The following is a 15,048-nucleotide window of genomic DNA, read 5'->3' as shown; positions in this document are numbered from 1 at the left end:
CCGTACCTAACCCTGTAGTCGTCAGCCGTCGTTCGTCCATCCGTCGAATGGCCGCGAAGATCCGCCGCACCGTCACGCGACCTTGCGTACCCGTGCGCAGGCAGCGTCACCGAATCCGTTGCCGCCCCTCTTCGCTCGCGACTGAATCGCCTTGAGGCCAAGATGAAGCGCAATCCCGCAGACAAATACCGCCCGTTCGAACCCGTCCGCCTGAACGGCCGCAAGTGGCCGAGCCGCACGATCGAACGTGCGCCGATCTGGATGAGCACCGATCTCCGCGACGGCAACCAGTCGCTGATCGAGCCGATGAGCATCGAACAGAAACTCGAATTCTTCGAGATGCTGGTGGCGATCGGGTTCAAGGAGATCGAAGTGGGGTTCCCGTCGGCTTCGCAGACGGATTACGACTTCGTGCGCAAGCTCATCGACGAGAAGCGGATTCCGGACGACGTGACGATCGAGGTGCTGGTGCAGTCTCGCGAGGATCTGATCGTTCGCACGTTCGAGGCGCTCGACGGCGTGCAGCGCGCGATCGTCCACCTCTACAACGCCACCTCCCCGTCGTTCCGCAAGATCGTGTTCGGCTTGTCGAAGGACGACGTCAAGGCGCTCGCCGTGAACGGCACGCGCATGATCAAGGAACAGGCGCAGGCCCGCCCCGGCACGCACTGGACCTACCAGTATTCCCCCGAAACCTTCAGCATGACCGAGCTGACCTTCGTGCGCGAAGTGTGCGACGCCGTCGCGCAAACGTGGCGGCCGACGCGCGATCACAAGATGATCGTGAACCTCCCGGCCACCGTCGAGGCAGCCACGCCGAACGTGTTCGCCGACCAGATCGAATGGATGGACCGCAACCTCGGCTACCGCGACAGCATCGTGTTGTCGGTGCATCCGCACAACGACCGCGGCACGGCCGTTGCCGCCGCCGAATTGGCCTTGCTGGCCGGCGCGGATCGCATCGAAGGCTGCCTGTTCGGCAACGGCGAGCGCACCGGCAACGTCGACCTCGTCACGCTCGCGATGAACCTCTACACGCAGGGCATCGACCCGGGCCTCGACTTCTCCGACATCGATGCGGTGCGCCGCGTGGTCGAGCGCTGCAACCAGTTGCCGGTGCATCCGCGCCATCCGTATGCCGGCGACCTCGTGTTCACGGCCTTCTCGGGCTCGCACCAGGACGCGATCCGCAAGGGCTTCGCGCAGCAGCAGCCCGACGCAATCTGGGAAGTGCCGTACTTGCCGATCGATCCGGCCGATCTCGGCCGCAGCTACGACGCCGTGATCCGCGTCAACAGCCAGTCCGGCAAGGGCGGCGCCACGTACCTGCTCGAACGCGGCATGGGCTTCACGCCGCCGCGCCGCGTGCAGATCGAATTCAGCCACGCCGTGCAGACGGTGGCCGACCAGTCCGGCGAGGAAGTGACCGGCGACGCGATCTGCGCGCTGTTCCATCGCGAATATTTCGAAACCACCGGGCCGGCCGCGCGCGTCGGCGGCACGATGAGCTGGGAGCGGCACGAGATTGCGGCCGGCGGCCCGATCGCGAGCGACGCGACGGCCGAAGCGGTGGTGGCCCATGCCGCGGCCGCCTTCGCCGGCGCGGCGGGCGCCGAGATCGAAGTGGCTTCGGTCGAGACGGTGCGCGCGGCCGACGGGCGCACGGCCATGTTCGTCGGCATCAAGATGGGCGATGCCGCCATGCGCTACGGCGTAGGCGCACACGAGGAGCCGGTGGTCGCGGCGATCGACGCGGTGGCCAGCGCGATCAACCGCTCCGACTGGCACTGCTCGGATCACCGCGCCGCGGCCTGATTTCACGGGCCGAATCGCGCCCCGAATACGGCAGGCCGACCGGCCGCACACGGTCGGCACGCAATGCGCAACCGACATGCAGGCCGGGCGATCCTCGGCAGGCAGGAACGGAAAGGCGGCCCGACAGGCCGCCTCGATGAAACCGCAGGGATGCGACGAGCATCCGCTTCACCCGCGAACGGCGGGATCTAGGTTTCGGTTGCGCAGCGCGTTGCGTGCCAGGCGAGCAAGCGCCATTGGCCGCTTTCCCGGGCCTGCAGCGAGGTGTAGGCGATCGGGAACACGATCCCGCCGTTGTTCGCCTCGAGTTCCACGATCACCCGCCCGGTCACGACGAACGCGTCGCCGCCCACCGGCATCACCTCCTGCGACTGCACCTCGATCTGGCGATAGCGGCGGCGTCCGGCCAGGATCGCGTCGATGAACTGCTGTTTCGACTCGCGCTTGCCGTTGGTGTGCACGTAATAGACGTTGTCCGACAGCAGGACGTCGAGCGCCTCGCCGTCGCCGTCGACCATCGCTCGAAACCGGTCGCGCTCGAGCGTCCGGATCGCCTCCATCTGCTGCTCCACCATCGCCGCACTCCCCGGCCTCGCGCCCGTGGCGCATGCCACTCAGAAGTTGTACTGCAAGTAGATTTGGCTGAAATTTATACCAGGATTCGGTTCTTTGATACTGGCGTTTGATTCGTGCTGGAAACGGAAGCCTGCCAGGTATTGCTGACGGGAGCCGAACTGCGCACCGACGCCCACCATGTCGGCGAACTGGAACGCCGACGACATCGTGTAATCGGTGGCAATCGTCGGGTGAGTCAGCAGCCGCACGCCCACGCCGCCCTCGATGAACGGCCGCACGTAGCCGGTGCGTTTGATGAAGCGAACCACCGGCGTGAAGCCGAATTCGCCGATGTTGCCGTGCACGGTGTGATCGCCGCCGTAATGCCAATAGGACACATGGCCTTCGGCCACGAAGGTGAAGTGCCAATCGCCGACCTGCCACCACGACCAGCCCGGGTCCCACACCACGCCGAGATCGACCTTCTTCATGTCGTGATCGGCGATGCCGCCTCCCAGTTGGACACCCCAGCGGTCGGCCATGGCCGAGGTCGAACCACCCGCCAGTACGACTGCCAGCGCCACGCTTGGCAGCCATCGTCCCGTTCCGGGACTGTTCTTCTTGTTCTGCATTCGCCACTCCAGATTCCGGGGTTGAATGGAGCATCGGCCACGCATCACGCCGCCGACTCAAAAAACGAAGTGCATCTTAGGTTAAAGGGGATTTCTTATCGGCATCGTCTTTCGAAATAATTTTCTTCAAAAATAACAAGAATCAAAATTACATCCCAAAAGATTCACGAATCATCGTCAATTTGAATCAGCAGCAACCCTGACAGGAACGGTGTACTATCAATATACATTTTTTGATAGACATCCCGGAACTCGAATGGCCCTGTCGCCTCTAAGTGTTTAGCACTCACTTGGCGAGAGTGCTAAGATGAGCTTGGTGGAATCGCCTAGTAACGGGGAATGTCCCTGATTCCAAAGGAGTTTAAGTGAGCAACGCTCTGACCCTTCCGAATATTTTTGGCTCGGCGCCTGCGAAAGCCTCATCGGCAGGCTCGCTGGCGCTCGCGTCCCAATCGATGCTGCCGGGCCAACTCGGCAATATCGACGCCTATATCCAGGCGGCCAACCGGATTCCGATGCTGACGCTTGAAGAAGAGCGTCAATACGCCACGGAATTCCGTGACCAGAACAACCTCGAATCGGCTCGCCGGCTGGTGCTGTCGCACCTGCGGCTAGTCGTGTCGATCGCGCGCAACTACCTGGGCTACGGGCTGCCGCACGGCGACCTGATCCAGGAAGGCAACATCGGCCTGATGAAGGCCGTGAAGCGCTTCGATCCGACTCAGAACGTCCGCCTCGTTTCGTACGCGATCCACTGGATCAAGGCCGAGATCCACGAGTACATCCTGCGCAACTGGCGCATGGTGAAGGTCGCCACGACCAAGGCGCAACGCAAGCTGTTCTTCAACCTGCGCAGCCACAAGAAGGGCTTGCAGGCGATGACGCCCGAGGAAATCGAAGGCCTCGCGCAAGAGTTGAACGTCAAGCGCGAAGAAGTGGCCGAGATGGAAACGCGGCTGTCGGGCGGCGACATCGCGCTCGAAGGGCAGGTGGACGACGGCGAGGAATCGTTCGCCCCGATCGCCTATCTGGCCGATTCGCATAACGAACCGACGGCCGTGATCGCCGCGCGCCAGCGCGACCGCCTGCAGACGGACGGCATCTCGGAAGCACTCGAATCGCTCGACGCGCGCAGCCGCCGCATCATCGAGGCGCGCTGGCTTCATGTCGACGACGACGGTTCGGGCGGCTCGACGCTGCACGATCTCGCCGCCGAGTTCGGCGTGTCGGCCGAACGCATCCGCCAGATCGAAGCCAGCGCAATGAAGAAAATGCGCGCCGCACTCGCCGAATACGCGTAACGCCCAGGCAAGCTGCCCGGCCTCGTTTGATCGAGCCCGCTGTCGCAAGACAGCGGGTTTTTTGTTTTGGGCTGCACAACAGCGCTACCACCCCCGCTCCATTTTTCCTGACACTCGTCGGGTGCCATCCTATAACTAGAAATATTCGGCATTCCGTAGGATTGTTCCAAATCGGATTCGCGATTCAGAGCAAGCTTTGCGACACATCAAATACAAATCGCCATTTCGCGACCGTCCGCCGCAGGTTGAATTGCAATTATCGCAGCGCACAATTTTAAAATTTTAATGTCCTTCCGCGTGCGCCAAACGGCGCGACGAACGATACCCAACCGGCCTATCCAGGGCGCTGCTCAACCGATCATGTCGCTGCTTCTCACTCCCAAGCCCACACCGCGCGATGCCCCGCGCACGCTACGCACACGCCTCGTCGCCTGGGCCAAGGGGCCGACGCTCGTGCGCGACCTGTCGGCCGTGCTGGCCATCAAGCTGGTTCTTCTGATGGCGCTCAAGTACGCCTTCTTCAATCACCCGCAGGCGGATCACATGCAATTGCCGCCGGCCGTCGTCGCCGCCCGCCTGCTTGGGCCCACCACCCCTGATTCCTCCAAGGGAGACCACCATGATCAGTAGCGAAGTCGTCGATCTGTCGCGACTGCAGTTCGGCATCACAGCGCTCTACCATTTCCTGTTCGTTCCACTCACGCTCGGCATGTCCTGGCTGCTCGTGATCATGGAAACCGTCTACGTCATGACGGGCAAGCAGGTCTACAAGGACATGACGCAGTTCTGGGGCAAGCTGTTCGGCATCAATTTCGCGATGGGCGTGACCACCGGCATCACGCTCGAATTCCAGTTCGGCACGAACTGGTCGTACTACTCGCACTACGTCGGCGACATCTTCGGCGTGCCGCTCGCGGTCGAAGGGATGATGGCCTTCTTCCTCGAATCCACGTTCGTCGGGCTGTTCTTCTTCGGCTGGAACAAGCTGTCGAAGGTCAAGCACCTGATGGTCACGTTCCTCGTGGCGGTCGGCTCGAACCTGTCGGCGCTGTGGATCCTCGTCGCGAACGGCTGGATGAACAACCCGGTCGGCGCGCAGTTCAACTATCAGACCATGCGCATGGAGCTGTCGAGCCTGGCCGACGTGCTGTTCAATCCGGTCGCGCAGGTCAAGTTCGTGCATACGGTGTCGGCCGGTTATGTCACGGCGTCGATGTTCGTGCTGGGCGTGTCCGCGTGGTATCTGCTGCGCCGCCGCGACACGGCCTTCGCGTTGCGCTCGTTCGCGGTGGCCGCCGGCTTCGGGCTGGCTTCCACGCTGTGCGTGATCGTGCTCGGCGACGAATCGGGCTATACCACCGGTGAAGTGCAGCAGGTCAAGCTGGCCGCGATCGAATCGGAATGGGAAACGACCCAGGCGCCGGCCGCACTCACGTTGTTCGGGATTCCGAACCAACAGGAGCAGCGCACCGATTACGCGATCCGCATTCCCTATGTGCTCGGGCTGATGGCCACGCGCTCGATCGACGAACCGGTAGTGGGCCTCAATGATCTGATCAAGCGCAGCGAGGACCACATCCGCAGCGGCATGATCGCCTACGCGGCCCTGCAGAAGCTGAAGGCCGGCGACACCAGCGAGGCCACGCGCGCCAGCTTCGACGCACACAAAACCTACCTCGGCTACGGGCTGATGCTCAAGCAGTTCACGAACAACGTCACGGATGCCACGCCGCAGCAGATCGCCGAGGCGGCGAAGAAAACCATCCCGCCCGTCGCGCCGGTGTTCTTCTCGTTCCGGCTGATGGTGCTGCTCGGCGTGATGATGCTCGTCACCTTCGTGCTGGCGTTCTGGTTCTGCGCGCGGCGCGAGCTGCTGAAGCCGCAGCGCCGCTGGTTCCTGCGCTGGGCCGTCTGGGCGATTCCGCTGCCGTGGCTGGCCGCGGAGTTCGGCTGGGTGGTGGCCGAAGTCGGGCGCCAGCCGTGGACCATCGCCGGCATCCTGCCGACGCATCTGTCCTCATCGAGCCTGACGCCCACCGACCTCTACCTGAGCATCGCCGGTTTCGTCCTGTTCTACACGGCGTTGTTCGTGATCGAGATCACGTTGATGTTCAAGTACGCGCGCCTCGGCCCGTCGTCGCTGCACACCGGCCGTTACCACCACGAGCAGCAGCACACGGCCCCGGCCGCCTGATGCGCGCCCTCTCACCGAAACCGAACAAGGAATCGTCATGGATTACGCAACTCTGAAGGTGATCTGGTGGGTGCTGATCGGCACGCTGCTGATCGGCTTCGCCCTCACCGACGGCTTCGACATGGGCGCCACTGCACTGCTGCCGTTCCTCGGCAAGACCGACGACGAGCGCCGCATCGTCATCAACACCGTCGGCGCAACCTGGGAAGGCAATCAGACATGGCTGATCACGGCCGGCGGTGCGATGTTCGCGGCCTGGCCGATGGTATATGCCGCGTCGTTCTCGGGCTTCTACTTCGCGATGCTGCTGGTGCTGTTCGCGCTGTTCTTCCGGCCGGTCGGCTTCGATTACCGCAGCAAGCGCAGCGATCCGCGCTGGCGCGCGGGCTGGGACTGGGGCCTGTTCATCGGCGGCTTCGTGCCGGCGCTGGTGTTCGGCGTGGCGTTCGGCAACCTGCTGCAAGGCGTGCCGTTCTCGTTCGACAGCGACCTGCGCGTGACCTACACGGGCAGCTTCTGGGCGCTGCTGAACCCGTTCGCGCTGCTGTGCGGGCTGGTGTCGCTGACGATGCTGGTCGCGCACGGCGCAGCGTTCATCCGCATGAAGACCGACGGCATCATCGCGCGCCGTGCAGCACGGGCGCTGCGCATCGCGGCCATCGTCGCGATCGTGTTGTTCGCGCTGGCCGGCGCGCTGATCTGCACCTCGATCGGCGGCTATCAGATCACCCAGGCCGCGCCGTTCGATACCGTGGCCAACCCGCTGCTCAAGCAAGTCGCGGCCGGCCATGGCCTCTGGCTCGCCAACTATCACACCTACCCGTGGATGACGGCCGCACCGGCCATCGCGTTCCTCGGCGGCGTGCTGGCGGCCGTGCTCGCGTGCTCGCGCTTCGAGAAAACGGCGTTCATGTCCACCAGCCTGCTGATCATCGGCGTGATCCTGACGGCCGGCTTCTCGATGTTCCCGTTCATCATGCCGTCCTCGCTCGATCCGCGCAGCAGCCTGACCGTCTGGGATTCGACCTCGAGCCACCTGACGCTCGGCGTGATGCTGGGGGCCGTGATCGTGTTCCTGCCGCTGATCCTGCTTTACACGAGCTGGGTCTATCGCGTGCTGCGCGGCAAGATCACGACGCAGGTGATCAAAGACAACAACCATTCGATGTACTGACCGAAACGCTCTCTACCGGAGATACGACATGTGGTATTTCACCTGGATCCTCGGCATCGGCGTCGCGCTGTCGTTCGGCGTGATCAATGCGATGTGGCTCGAATCGCACGAAGCCCACGAGGCGCATGAGAAGGGCGGCGATCGCTGATCGCAGTGCCTCTCACTCGCCGACCGCGCATCGCTTGAACGATGTGCGGCCGTGAAAACGCAGAAGGCGCCCGAGGGCGCCTTCTGTCATGACACGCTGCCAAAAAGCGCTCAGGCCGGCTGCACCGCAGGGCCGCCGGTGCCTTGCGACGGCAGACGCGTCGACAGTTGCTGCGCGTAGCGCGAGGCGGCCGTACCACAGACGATGTGGAACGTATCGGTGGACACCCAGGCCACGTCGACGCTCGACAGACGCTCGCGATCGACGGCCGACGGGTCGCGCACCACCACGCGCAGCCGCGTCGCGGCCACCGTTTCGAGCGACAGCACGTTGGTCGCGCCGCCGAACACGGCCAGCCAGCGCATCGGATCGGGGTCGAGCGGGCCGGGCTCGCTGGCCGGCGCCGCCGCTGCGGGCGCCGCCACCACGGCCGGCGTCGGCGCAACGGCCGCGGCCGCGCCGCCTCCCGTTGCATTGGCGATCGCGGTGCGGATCTCGTCGGCGATCAGGTCCGCTTCCGGCCCGATGATCACCTGCACGCTGCTGCCGCCACGCTTGAGCACGCCGCGCGCGCCGATCGACTTCAGGCCGGCTTCCGACACCTGCTCGGGATCGACCACCGACAGACGCAGGCGCGTCGTGCAGGCATCGACGACCGACAAATTGGCTGCCCCGCCAAGCGCCGCGATATAGCGCACCGCACGCGGCGCCGAGCTCGGCGCAAGCGCCGCGCCAGCCGGTGCAACACCGCCCGTTGCCCCGCCTGCCGCAGCCGGCACGCCCACCACCGGCACATCGGCCGTGGCCGGCTCGCGGCCCGGCGTCGCCATGTTGAACTTGCGGATGAAGAAGCGGAACAGCCCGTAGTACGCCACCGCGTAGGCCACGCCGAGCGGAATCGCAATCCAGCCCTTCGTCGACAGCCCGTAGTTCAGCACGTAGTCGATCGCACCGGCCGAGAACGTGAAGCCGAGCTTCACGCCGAGCAACTGGCAGATCGCGAGCGACAGGCCCGTCAGCAGCGCGTGGATCACGTACAACACCGGCGCGAGGAACATGAAGCTGAATTCGATCGGCTCGGTCACGCCCGTCAGGAACGAGGTCAGCGCCATCGAGAACAGCAGGCCGCCCACCATCGCGCGGCGCTCCTTCGGCGCTTCATGGAACATCGCCAGGCAGGCAGCCGGCAGGCCGAACATCATGATCGGGAAGAAGCCCGCCATGAAGCCGCCCGCGGTCGGATCGCCGGCGAAGAAGCGGTGCAAGTCGCCCGTCACCGCCGCGCCGCCGCCCGGCGGCGTGAAGCTGCCGAACACGAACCAGGCCAGCGAATTGATGATGTGGTGCAGGCCCGTGACCAGCAGCAGCCGGTTCAGGAAGCCGTAGACGAACGCGCCGATCGCGCCGGCCGTGGTCAGCCAGTGGCCGGCGGCGTCGATCACGTTCTGGATCGGCCCCCAGATATAGCCGAACACGATCCCGAGCACCACGCAGGCCAGCCCCGTGACAATCGGCACGAAGCGCTTGCCCCCGAAGAACGCGAGGTAATCGGGCAGCTTGATGTCCTTGTAGCGGTTGTAGAGCAGCCCCGCCACCACGCCGGCGATGATGCCCGACAGCACGCCCATGTTCAGCTTCGGGTCGATGTCCTTCATGATCGCGGTTTCGATCAGGTAACCGATCGCGCCCGCGAGCGCCGCCACGCCGTTGTTGTCCCGCGCAAAGCCCACCGCCACACCGATCGCGAACAACAGCGGCAGGTTGTCGAACACCGTGCCGCCGGCGTCGGCGATCATCTTGATGTTGAGCACGTCCGACTGCCCGAGCCGCAGCAGGATGCCCGCTACGGGCAGCACCGCGATCGGCAACATCAGCGCCCGGCCCAGGCTCTGTATTTTCAGAAACGGGTTCCCGTCCATTCAGACCTCCAAATCATCTCGTCTTTCGTTGTTGATGTATGTATTGCGAAGGGAACTACGGCGCGAATCGGGCTTCGGCAAGCGTCAATCCTGAGGCCAGATTTCGCGACTGGCCGCCCGTACCGCCTGCGCGGAGTCGAGCGACAACAGATCCTGGGCGCGCTGGCGGCACAGCGCGTAGTCGAGGCCGCGCACGCGCGCCTTGATGCTCGGCACCGAGACCGGATCGACCGACAGCTCGGTCACGCCGAGGCCGACGAGGATCGGCACCGCGGCCGGGTCGCCGCCGAGCGCGCCGCACACGCCCACCCACTTGCCGTGCTTCTCGGCGCCGCGCACCGTCGCATCGACGAGCCGCAGCACGGCCGGATGCAAGCCGTCGGCGAGCGCGGCCAGATCGGCCTGGCAGCGGTCCATCGCCAGCGTGTACTGGGTCAGGTCGTTGGTGCCGATCGACAGGAAATCCGCGTGCTGCGCGAGCTGGTCGGCCAGCAGCGCGGCCGACGGCACCTCGATCATCACGCCCACCTCGATCGGATCGGTGCGGCCCATGGCGCGCGCGAAACCATCGATGCGCTCGCGAATCCGCACCAGCTCGACGGCGTCGGTCACCATCGGCAGCAGGATGCGCACCGCACCGAGCGGCTGCACGGCGAGCAGGCCGCGCAACTGGTCGTCGAGCAGATCGGGGCGCACCTGGGCGAGCCGGATGCCGCGCAGGCCGAGCGCCGGGTTCGGCTCGGGCGGCAGCGTCAGGTAATCGACGTCCTTGTCCGCGCCGACATCGAGCGTGCGGATGATCGCCGTGCGGCCCTGCAACGCGTCGACGATCGACTGGTAGCTGTCGCGATGCTCGTCGGTGGTCGGAGCCGTCTGACGGTGGATGAACATCAGCTCGGTGCGCAGCAGGCCGATCGCGTCGGCACCGTTCTCGACGGCCGTTTTCGCGTCGTCGAGCGTGGCGATGTTGGCGGCCACCTCGATATGACGCGCATCGGTCGTGCTCGCGGCCTCGCCCGACTGGCGGCGGTTCACCTCGCGCACGCCGGCCAGGCGCTGGCGTTCGAGGCGGGCGCGCTCAACGTCGAGCGCGGTGGGCGCATATTCGAGGCGGCCGGCGGTGGCGTCGACCACCACCTGGGTGCGATCGGGAATCGCGAACAGCGCGTCGCCCACGGCGACCAGCGCGGGAATGCCGAGCTGGCGCGCGATGATCGCCGCGTGCGAGGTCGCGCCGCCGCGCGCCATCACGAGCGCGGTCACGCGCTGGCGATCGAGCGAGGACAGATCGGATGGCGTGAATTCCTCGGCGGCCAGCACGGCCTCGTCGGGCAATTCGCGCGCGGCCGTGCCGGCGGTCAGGCCGAGCGCGCGCAGCACGCGCTTCTCGATGTCGCGCAGGTCGGTGGCGCGTTCGGCCAGCAGCGGATCGTCGAGACCGCCGAGCACGGCGATCTGCGCGCGGATCGTTTCGCGCCAGGCGAAGCCCGCGCTCTTGCCGAGGCTGATCTGGTCGCGGGCGGCGTCGATCAGCGCCGGGTCCTCCAGCAGCACGCGATGCACCGCGAAGATGCCCGCCTCGCCCACCGCGCCGCGCTGCGAGGCGCTGCGCACCGTGTGCTCGAGTTCGGCGTCGATGGCCGCGAGCGCGCTGTCGAGCAGGCGGCTTTCGGCGGCCGGCGTGCCGCTCGCCCGCTCGGGCGGCGTCAGGTCGGCTTCGTCCCAGCGCACCAGTTGGCCGACGGCGATACCGGGCCCGGCGCACACGCCGGCCAGCGTATTCGGATCGAGCGGCGTGCCGGGCGCGCGCGCGGCCATCTTCGGCGCCGGAAAGGCCTGACGCGCCGGGCGCGCCTCGACCTCGCCGTGCGCGGCGCGCAGCAGTTCCTCGGCGATCGCGTCGACGGCCTGCGCCGCCTGCGAGCCGATGCCCACCAGTTCGATCACGGCGCCCTCGCCCGCGCCGAGCGCGAGCAGGCCGACCACGCTTTCGATCGCGGCCCGGCGCTCGCCGAAATGCACATGCACGCGCGCATCGAGCCCGCGCGCCGCTTCGCGCGCCCGCGCCGCCGGCCGTGCATGCAGGCCGCCCGCATGCGCGAGCGTGATCTGGCGGCGTGCTTCCATCGCATCGGCCACGTCGCGCGCGGCCGCCGCCACTTCGGTCGACTTCGCGCGCAAGGTCAGGAGCGGCGTCTCGCCGGCCTTGACCACGCCGCGTCCCGCGCGCTCGACGATCTCGAACGCCTCGGAGTTCGCCACGGCGATCACCGAGACGAGGCTCGGCGCGGCCTGCGCCACGACATCCTGATCGAACTCGACCAGCAGGTCGCCGGCCCGCACGCGCGCGCCCGCTTCGACCTTCGGCGTGAAGCCGCGCCCACTCAGCTCGACCGTGTCGATGCCGATATGCAGCAGCACTTCCGCGCCCTCGACGGTGGTGATGGTGACCGCGTGCCCGGTGCGCGCGAGATGCGTGACGATGCCCTCGCACGGCGCGACGAGCCGGCCGTCGAGCGGATCGATGCCGATCCCGTCGCCGAACATGCCGCCCGAGAACACCGGGTCCGGCACATCGGCAAGCGGCACGACCGGCCCGGTCAGCGGCGACAACAACACGAACTGGTCAGGGGATGGCTTTTTCAACTGGGATTCCTCGGCACGTCTCATCGTTCGTCTCGCGGTTCAATGCGTTTCGGTAACTTTGTTCAGATGGCGCGGCGCGTCGGGATCGCGCCCGCGCGCCACGGCAAGCTGCGCGGCCATCACGTAGAAGGACAGAATCGCGGCCACCGGATCGAGCGCCACGTGGGCCGCGCGTTCGAGCGGCAGCGTCGCATCGGGCGTGCCGTGCGGCGCGGCGAGCAGCACGCGGGCGCCGCGGGCGCGCATGTCGGCGGCCAGCGTCAGCAGGCCGGCCTGCTCGGGACCGGGCGGGGCGAACACCAGCAGCGGATAGTCGCGGTCGATCAGCTCCATCGGGCCATGACGCACCTCGGCGCTCGAGAACGCCTCGGCCTGGATGCCCGAGGTTTCCTTGAGCTTGAGCGCGGCTTCCTGCGCGATCGCGAGGCCCAGGCCACGGCCGATCACGATCATGCGTTCGGCGTCGCGCAACTCGTCCACCGCGGCGCTCCAGTCGAGCGCGCCGGCCTTGGCCAACGTGTCGGGCAACGCGCGCAGGCCCGTCATCAGCGCCGCGTCGCGCTGCCAGAGCGCGACGATCTGCGCCGACAGCGACAGCATCGCGATATAGCTCTTGGTGGCGGCCACCGACAATTCGGGGCCGGCGGCCACCGGCAGCGCGTGTTCGCACGCATCGGCCAGCGGCGACGGCAGCACGTTGACGGCGGCCACCGTGCGGGCGCCGGCGTCGCGCAGCGCGGCCATCGTGTTGACGAGATCGGGACTCTTGCCCGATTGGGAAAACGCGATCGCGAGCTGGTCGCGCACGCGCAGCGGCGCCTGCTGGAGCGTGGCCACCGACATCGGCAGCGACGCGACCGGCACGCCGAGGCGGCTCATGGTCAGGCTCGCGAAATAGCTGGCCGCGTGATCGGAGCTGCCGCGCGCGACGGTCAGCGCGACTTGCGGCGGCGTATCGAGCAGGCGCCCGACCAGCGCCTCAACGGCGGACTGATCAGCCAGTTGGGTGGCCACCACCTCGGACGCCTGGCGCGCCTCTTCAAGCATATTCGACAATCGATTCTCCTTCGACGTAGGTTGCGCTCAGGTTCAGGTCGCGGTCGAACACCGCGACGTCGGCCCATGCACCGCGCGCGAGACGGCCGCGATCTTCGAGACCGAGGTAGTCCGCCGCGTAGCGCGACATGCGGTTCGACACGTCGGCCATCGGCAGCCCGAGCGAGACGAGATTGCGGAACGCCTGGTCCATCGTCAGCGTGCTGCCGGCCAGCGTGCCGTCGGCCAGGCGCACGCCGCCCAGGCATTTGGTGACGTGCTGGCTGCCGAGGCGGTATTCGCCGTCGGGCATGCCTGTGGCCGAGGTGCTGTCGGTGACGACGTACAGGCGCGGGATCGCGCGCAGCGCCGCGCGGATCGCGCCCGGGTGAACGTGCAGCAGGTCGGGGATGATCTCCGCGTATTCGGCATGGGCGAGCGCCGCGCCGACCAGGCCCGGGTTGCGGTGATGCAGCGGCGACATCGCGTTGAACAGGTGCGTGAAGCCGCAGGCGCCGTGCTTGAGCGCGGCCACGCCATCTTCGTAGGTGGCGAGCGAATGGCCGAGCTGCACACGCACGCCGCGCGCGGCCATCTCCGAGATGATCTCGATGTGGCCGGCAATTTCCGGCGCCAGCGTGACCACGCGGATCGGCGCGATCGACAGATAGCGCAGCACTTCGTCGAGCGCCGCCGACACCGCCGCGTCGGGCTGCGCGCCGAGCTTGCCGGGGTTGATGTACGGGCCTTCGAGGTGCACGCCGAGCACGCGGGCGGCGCCCGGCGTGCGGTTGCGGGCGCGCTCGCCCAGTTGCGCGACGACGTTCATCAGTTCATCGCGCGGGGCCGTCATGGTGGTGGCCAGCAGGCTGGTGGTGCCGAAGCGCGCGTGAGTCCGGCCGATCTTCTCGATCGCGTCGCCGCCTTCCATCACGTCGGCGCCGCCGCCGCCGTGCACGTGCAGGTCGATGAAGCCCGGCACGATATAGGGCGCATCGTTGGTGGTCGGATCGACAGGCCGGCCCGTCAGCGACGTGATCCGGCCGTTGCCGAATTCGATCGTGCCTTGGCGCCAGCCCTCGGGTGTCAGGATATTTCCGGTCAGCATCGCGTTCACTTGATTTCCGGTATGGCGGTTGCGAGAGGAAGCCGGCCGGCGGATCAGACGGACTTGGCATCTGACCTCGATCGCGGCGGCGGTGCTTGACGGGACGGTGCGGCGCGGCAGGCCGCTTTCCCGTTTAAAGCGAGCCGATTATATAACCAAACTAATACCAGTCAATTTAGTGGGCTCCGTGCCCTGGATTCGCCGAAAAACCTTGCCACGAGCGTGTTTTAGTCGACTCATGGCGTTGTTTACTTAAGATTTTTTGGATCGGGATTTACCCCAACCCGTTCTTTGACGCTTTGCATACCGACGGGCAGACGAACGCCTTTCAAGGCCTACCAATACCAATATAGAACCAGTTTCCGATCTGGTATCGAACCCACGCCAGACATACCGCATGGCCCCGGGGCGCGATCACGCATCGGGGCCGTCTTTCCGCTGACCATTGCACATCCCGGGGCGTTTCGATAATCTGTTCTATCTGCTAAGTGATTGTTCTATCAGATAGAATTTCCGGAAAC

At 66.2% G+C, this 15,048-nt stretch carries 12 protein-coding genes; 6 read left to right on the top strand and 6 right to left on the bottom strand.

Annotation, left to right across the window (positions count from 1 at the left end; translation table 11 throughout):
* The first annotated feature begins 162 nt into the window (after nucleotides 1-162).
* On the top strand, nucleotides 163-1,815 hold the full coding sequence (gene leuA, locus AB4851_RS18335; protein ID WP_414450959.1) for a 2-isopropylmalate synthase: 1,653 nt from the start codon (nucleotides 163-165) through the stop codon (nucleotides 1,813-1,815).
* A 188-nt stretch (nucleotides 1,816-2,003) separates the two neighbouring features.
* Here the strand turns inward: leuA and AB4851_RS18330 are convergent, their stop codons facing one another.
* Nucleotides 2,004-2,390, bottom strand: coding sequence for a nuclear transport factor 2 family protein (locus AB4851_RS18330; RefSeq protein ID WP_414443130.1), 387 nt, complete (start codon nucleotides 2,388-2,390; stop codon nucleotides 2,004-2,006).
* Between the two features lie 39 nt (nucleotides 2,391-2,429).
* A complete protein-coding gene (locus AB4851_RS18325; protein WP_414443131.1) occupies nucleotides 2,430-3,002 on the bottom strand; it encodes an acyloxyacyl hydrolase in 573 nt (190 codons plus the stop codon).
* 365 nt (nucleotides 3,003-3,367) lie between these two features.
* On the opposite strand from AB4851_RS18325, the gene rpoH reads away from it, so the two are divergent.
* The 5 genes from rpoH (at nucleotide 3,368) to cydX (ending at nucleotide 7,819) form a co-directional block, all read left to right on the top strand.
* Complete coding sequence (gene rpoH / locus AB4851_RS18320; protein ID WP_414450958.1) at nucleotides 3,368-4,303, top strand: RNA polymerase sigma factor RpoH; 936 nt, start codon at nucleotides 3,368-3,370, stop codon at nucleotides 4,301-4,303.
* 360 nt (nucleotides 4,304-4,663) lie between these two features.
* On the top strand, nucleotides 4,664-4,933 hold the full coding sequence (gene cydP / locus AB4851_RS18315) for a cytochrome oxidase putative small subunit CydP (protein ID WP_414450957.1): 270 nt from the start codon (nucleotides 4,664-4,666) through the stop codon (nucleotides 4,931-4,933).
* The gene (locus tag AB4851_RS18310) at nucleotides 4,923-6,497 is read left to right on the top strand and encodes a cytochrome ubiquinol oxidase subunit I (RefSeq protein WP_414450956.1); all 1,575 of its coding nucleotides are present in this window, start codon (nucleotides 4,923-4,925) and stop codon (nucleotides 6,495-6,497) included. The genes cydP and AB4851_RS18310 overlap by 11 nt, the downstream gene beginning before the upstream one ends.
* Before the next feature lie 37 nt (nucleotides 6,498-6,534).
* The gene (gene cydB, locus AB4851_RS18305; RefSeq protein ID WP_414450955.1) at nucleotides 6,535-7,671 is read left to right on the top strand and encodes a cytochrome d ubiquinol oxidase subunit II; all 1,137 of its coding nucleotides are present in this window, start codon (nucleotides 6,535-6,537) and stop codon (nucleotides 7,669-7,671) included.
* 28 nt (nucleotides 7,672-7,699) lie between these two features.
* A complete protein-coding gene (gene cydX / locus AB4851_RS18300) occupies nucleotides 7,700-7,819 on the top strand; it encodes a cytochrome bd-I oxidase subunit CydX (protein ID WP_414443136.1) in 120 nt (39 codons plus the stop codon).
* Between the two features lie 110 nt (nucleotides 7,820-7,929).
* Here cydX and nagE read toward each other — a convergent pair whose 3' ends face one another.
* From nagE to nagA, 4 genes are all read right to left on the bottom strand, one after another.
* Nucleotides 7,930-9,738, bottom strand: a complete 1,809-nt coding sequence (nagE, locus tag AB4851_RS18295) for an N-acetylglucosamine-specific PTS transporter subunit IIBC (protein WP_414450954.1) — start codon at nucleotides 9,736-9,738, stop codon at nucleotides 7,930-7,932.
* A gap of 84 nt (nucleotides 9,739-9,822) precedes the next feature.
* Nucleotides 9,823-12,408 (bottom strand): phosphoenolpyruvate--protein phosphotransferase, encoded by a 2,586-nt coding sequence (ptsP, locus tag AB4851_RS18290; protein WP_414450953.1) that lies wholly within the window; start codon nucleotides 12,406-12,408, stop codon nucleotides 9,823-9,825.
* Between the two features lie 15 nt (nucleotides 12,409-12,423).
* The gene (locus AB4851_RS18285; protein WP_414445662.1) at nucleotides 12,424-13,431 is read right to left on the bottom strand and encodes an SIS domain-containing protein; all 1,008 of its coding nucleotides are present in this window, start codon (nucleotides 13,429-13,431) and stop codon (nucleotides 12,424-12,426) included.
* Nucleotides 13,424-14,527 (bottom strand): N-acetylglucosamine-6-phosphate deacetylase, encoded by a 1,104-nt coding sequence (gene nagA, locus AB4851_RS18280; protein WP_414445663.1) that lies wholly within the window; start codon nucleotides 14,525-14,527, stop codon nucleotides 13,424-13,426. Before nagA ends, AB4851_RS18285 begins: the two co-directional genes overlap by 8 nt.
* Nucleotides 14,528-15,048: the final 521 nt, after the last annotated feature.

Source organism: Burkholderia sp. 22PA0099 (assembly GCF_047497165.1).
In the GTDB taxonomy this organism is placed as follows: domain Bacteria; phylum Pseudomonadota; class Gammaproteobacteria; order Burkholderiales; family Burkholderiaceae; genus Burkholderia.
This window is presented reverse-complemented; position numbering and strand designations above follow the sequence as displayed.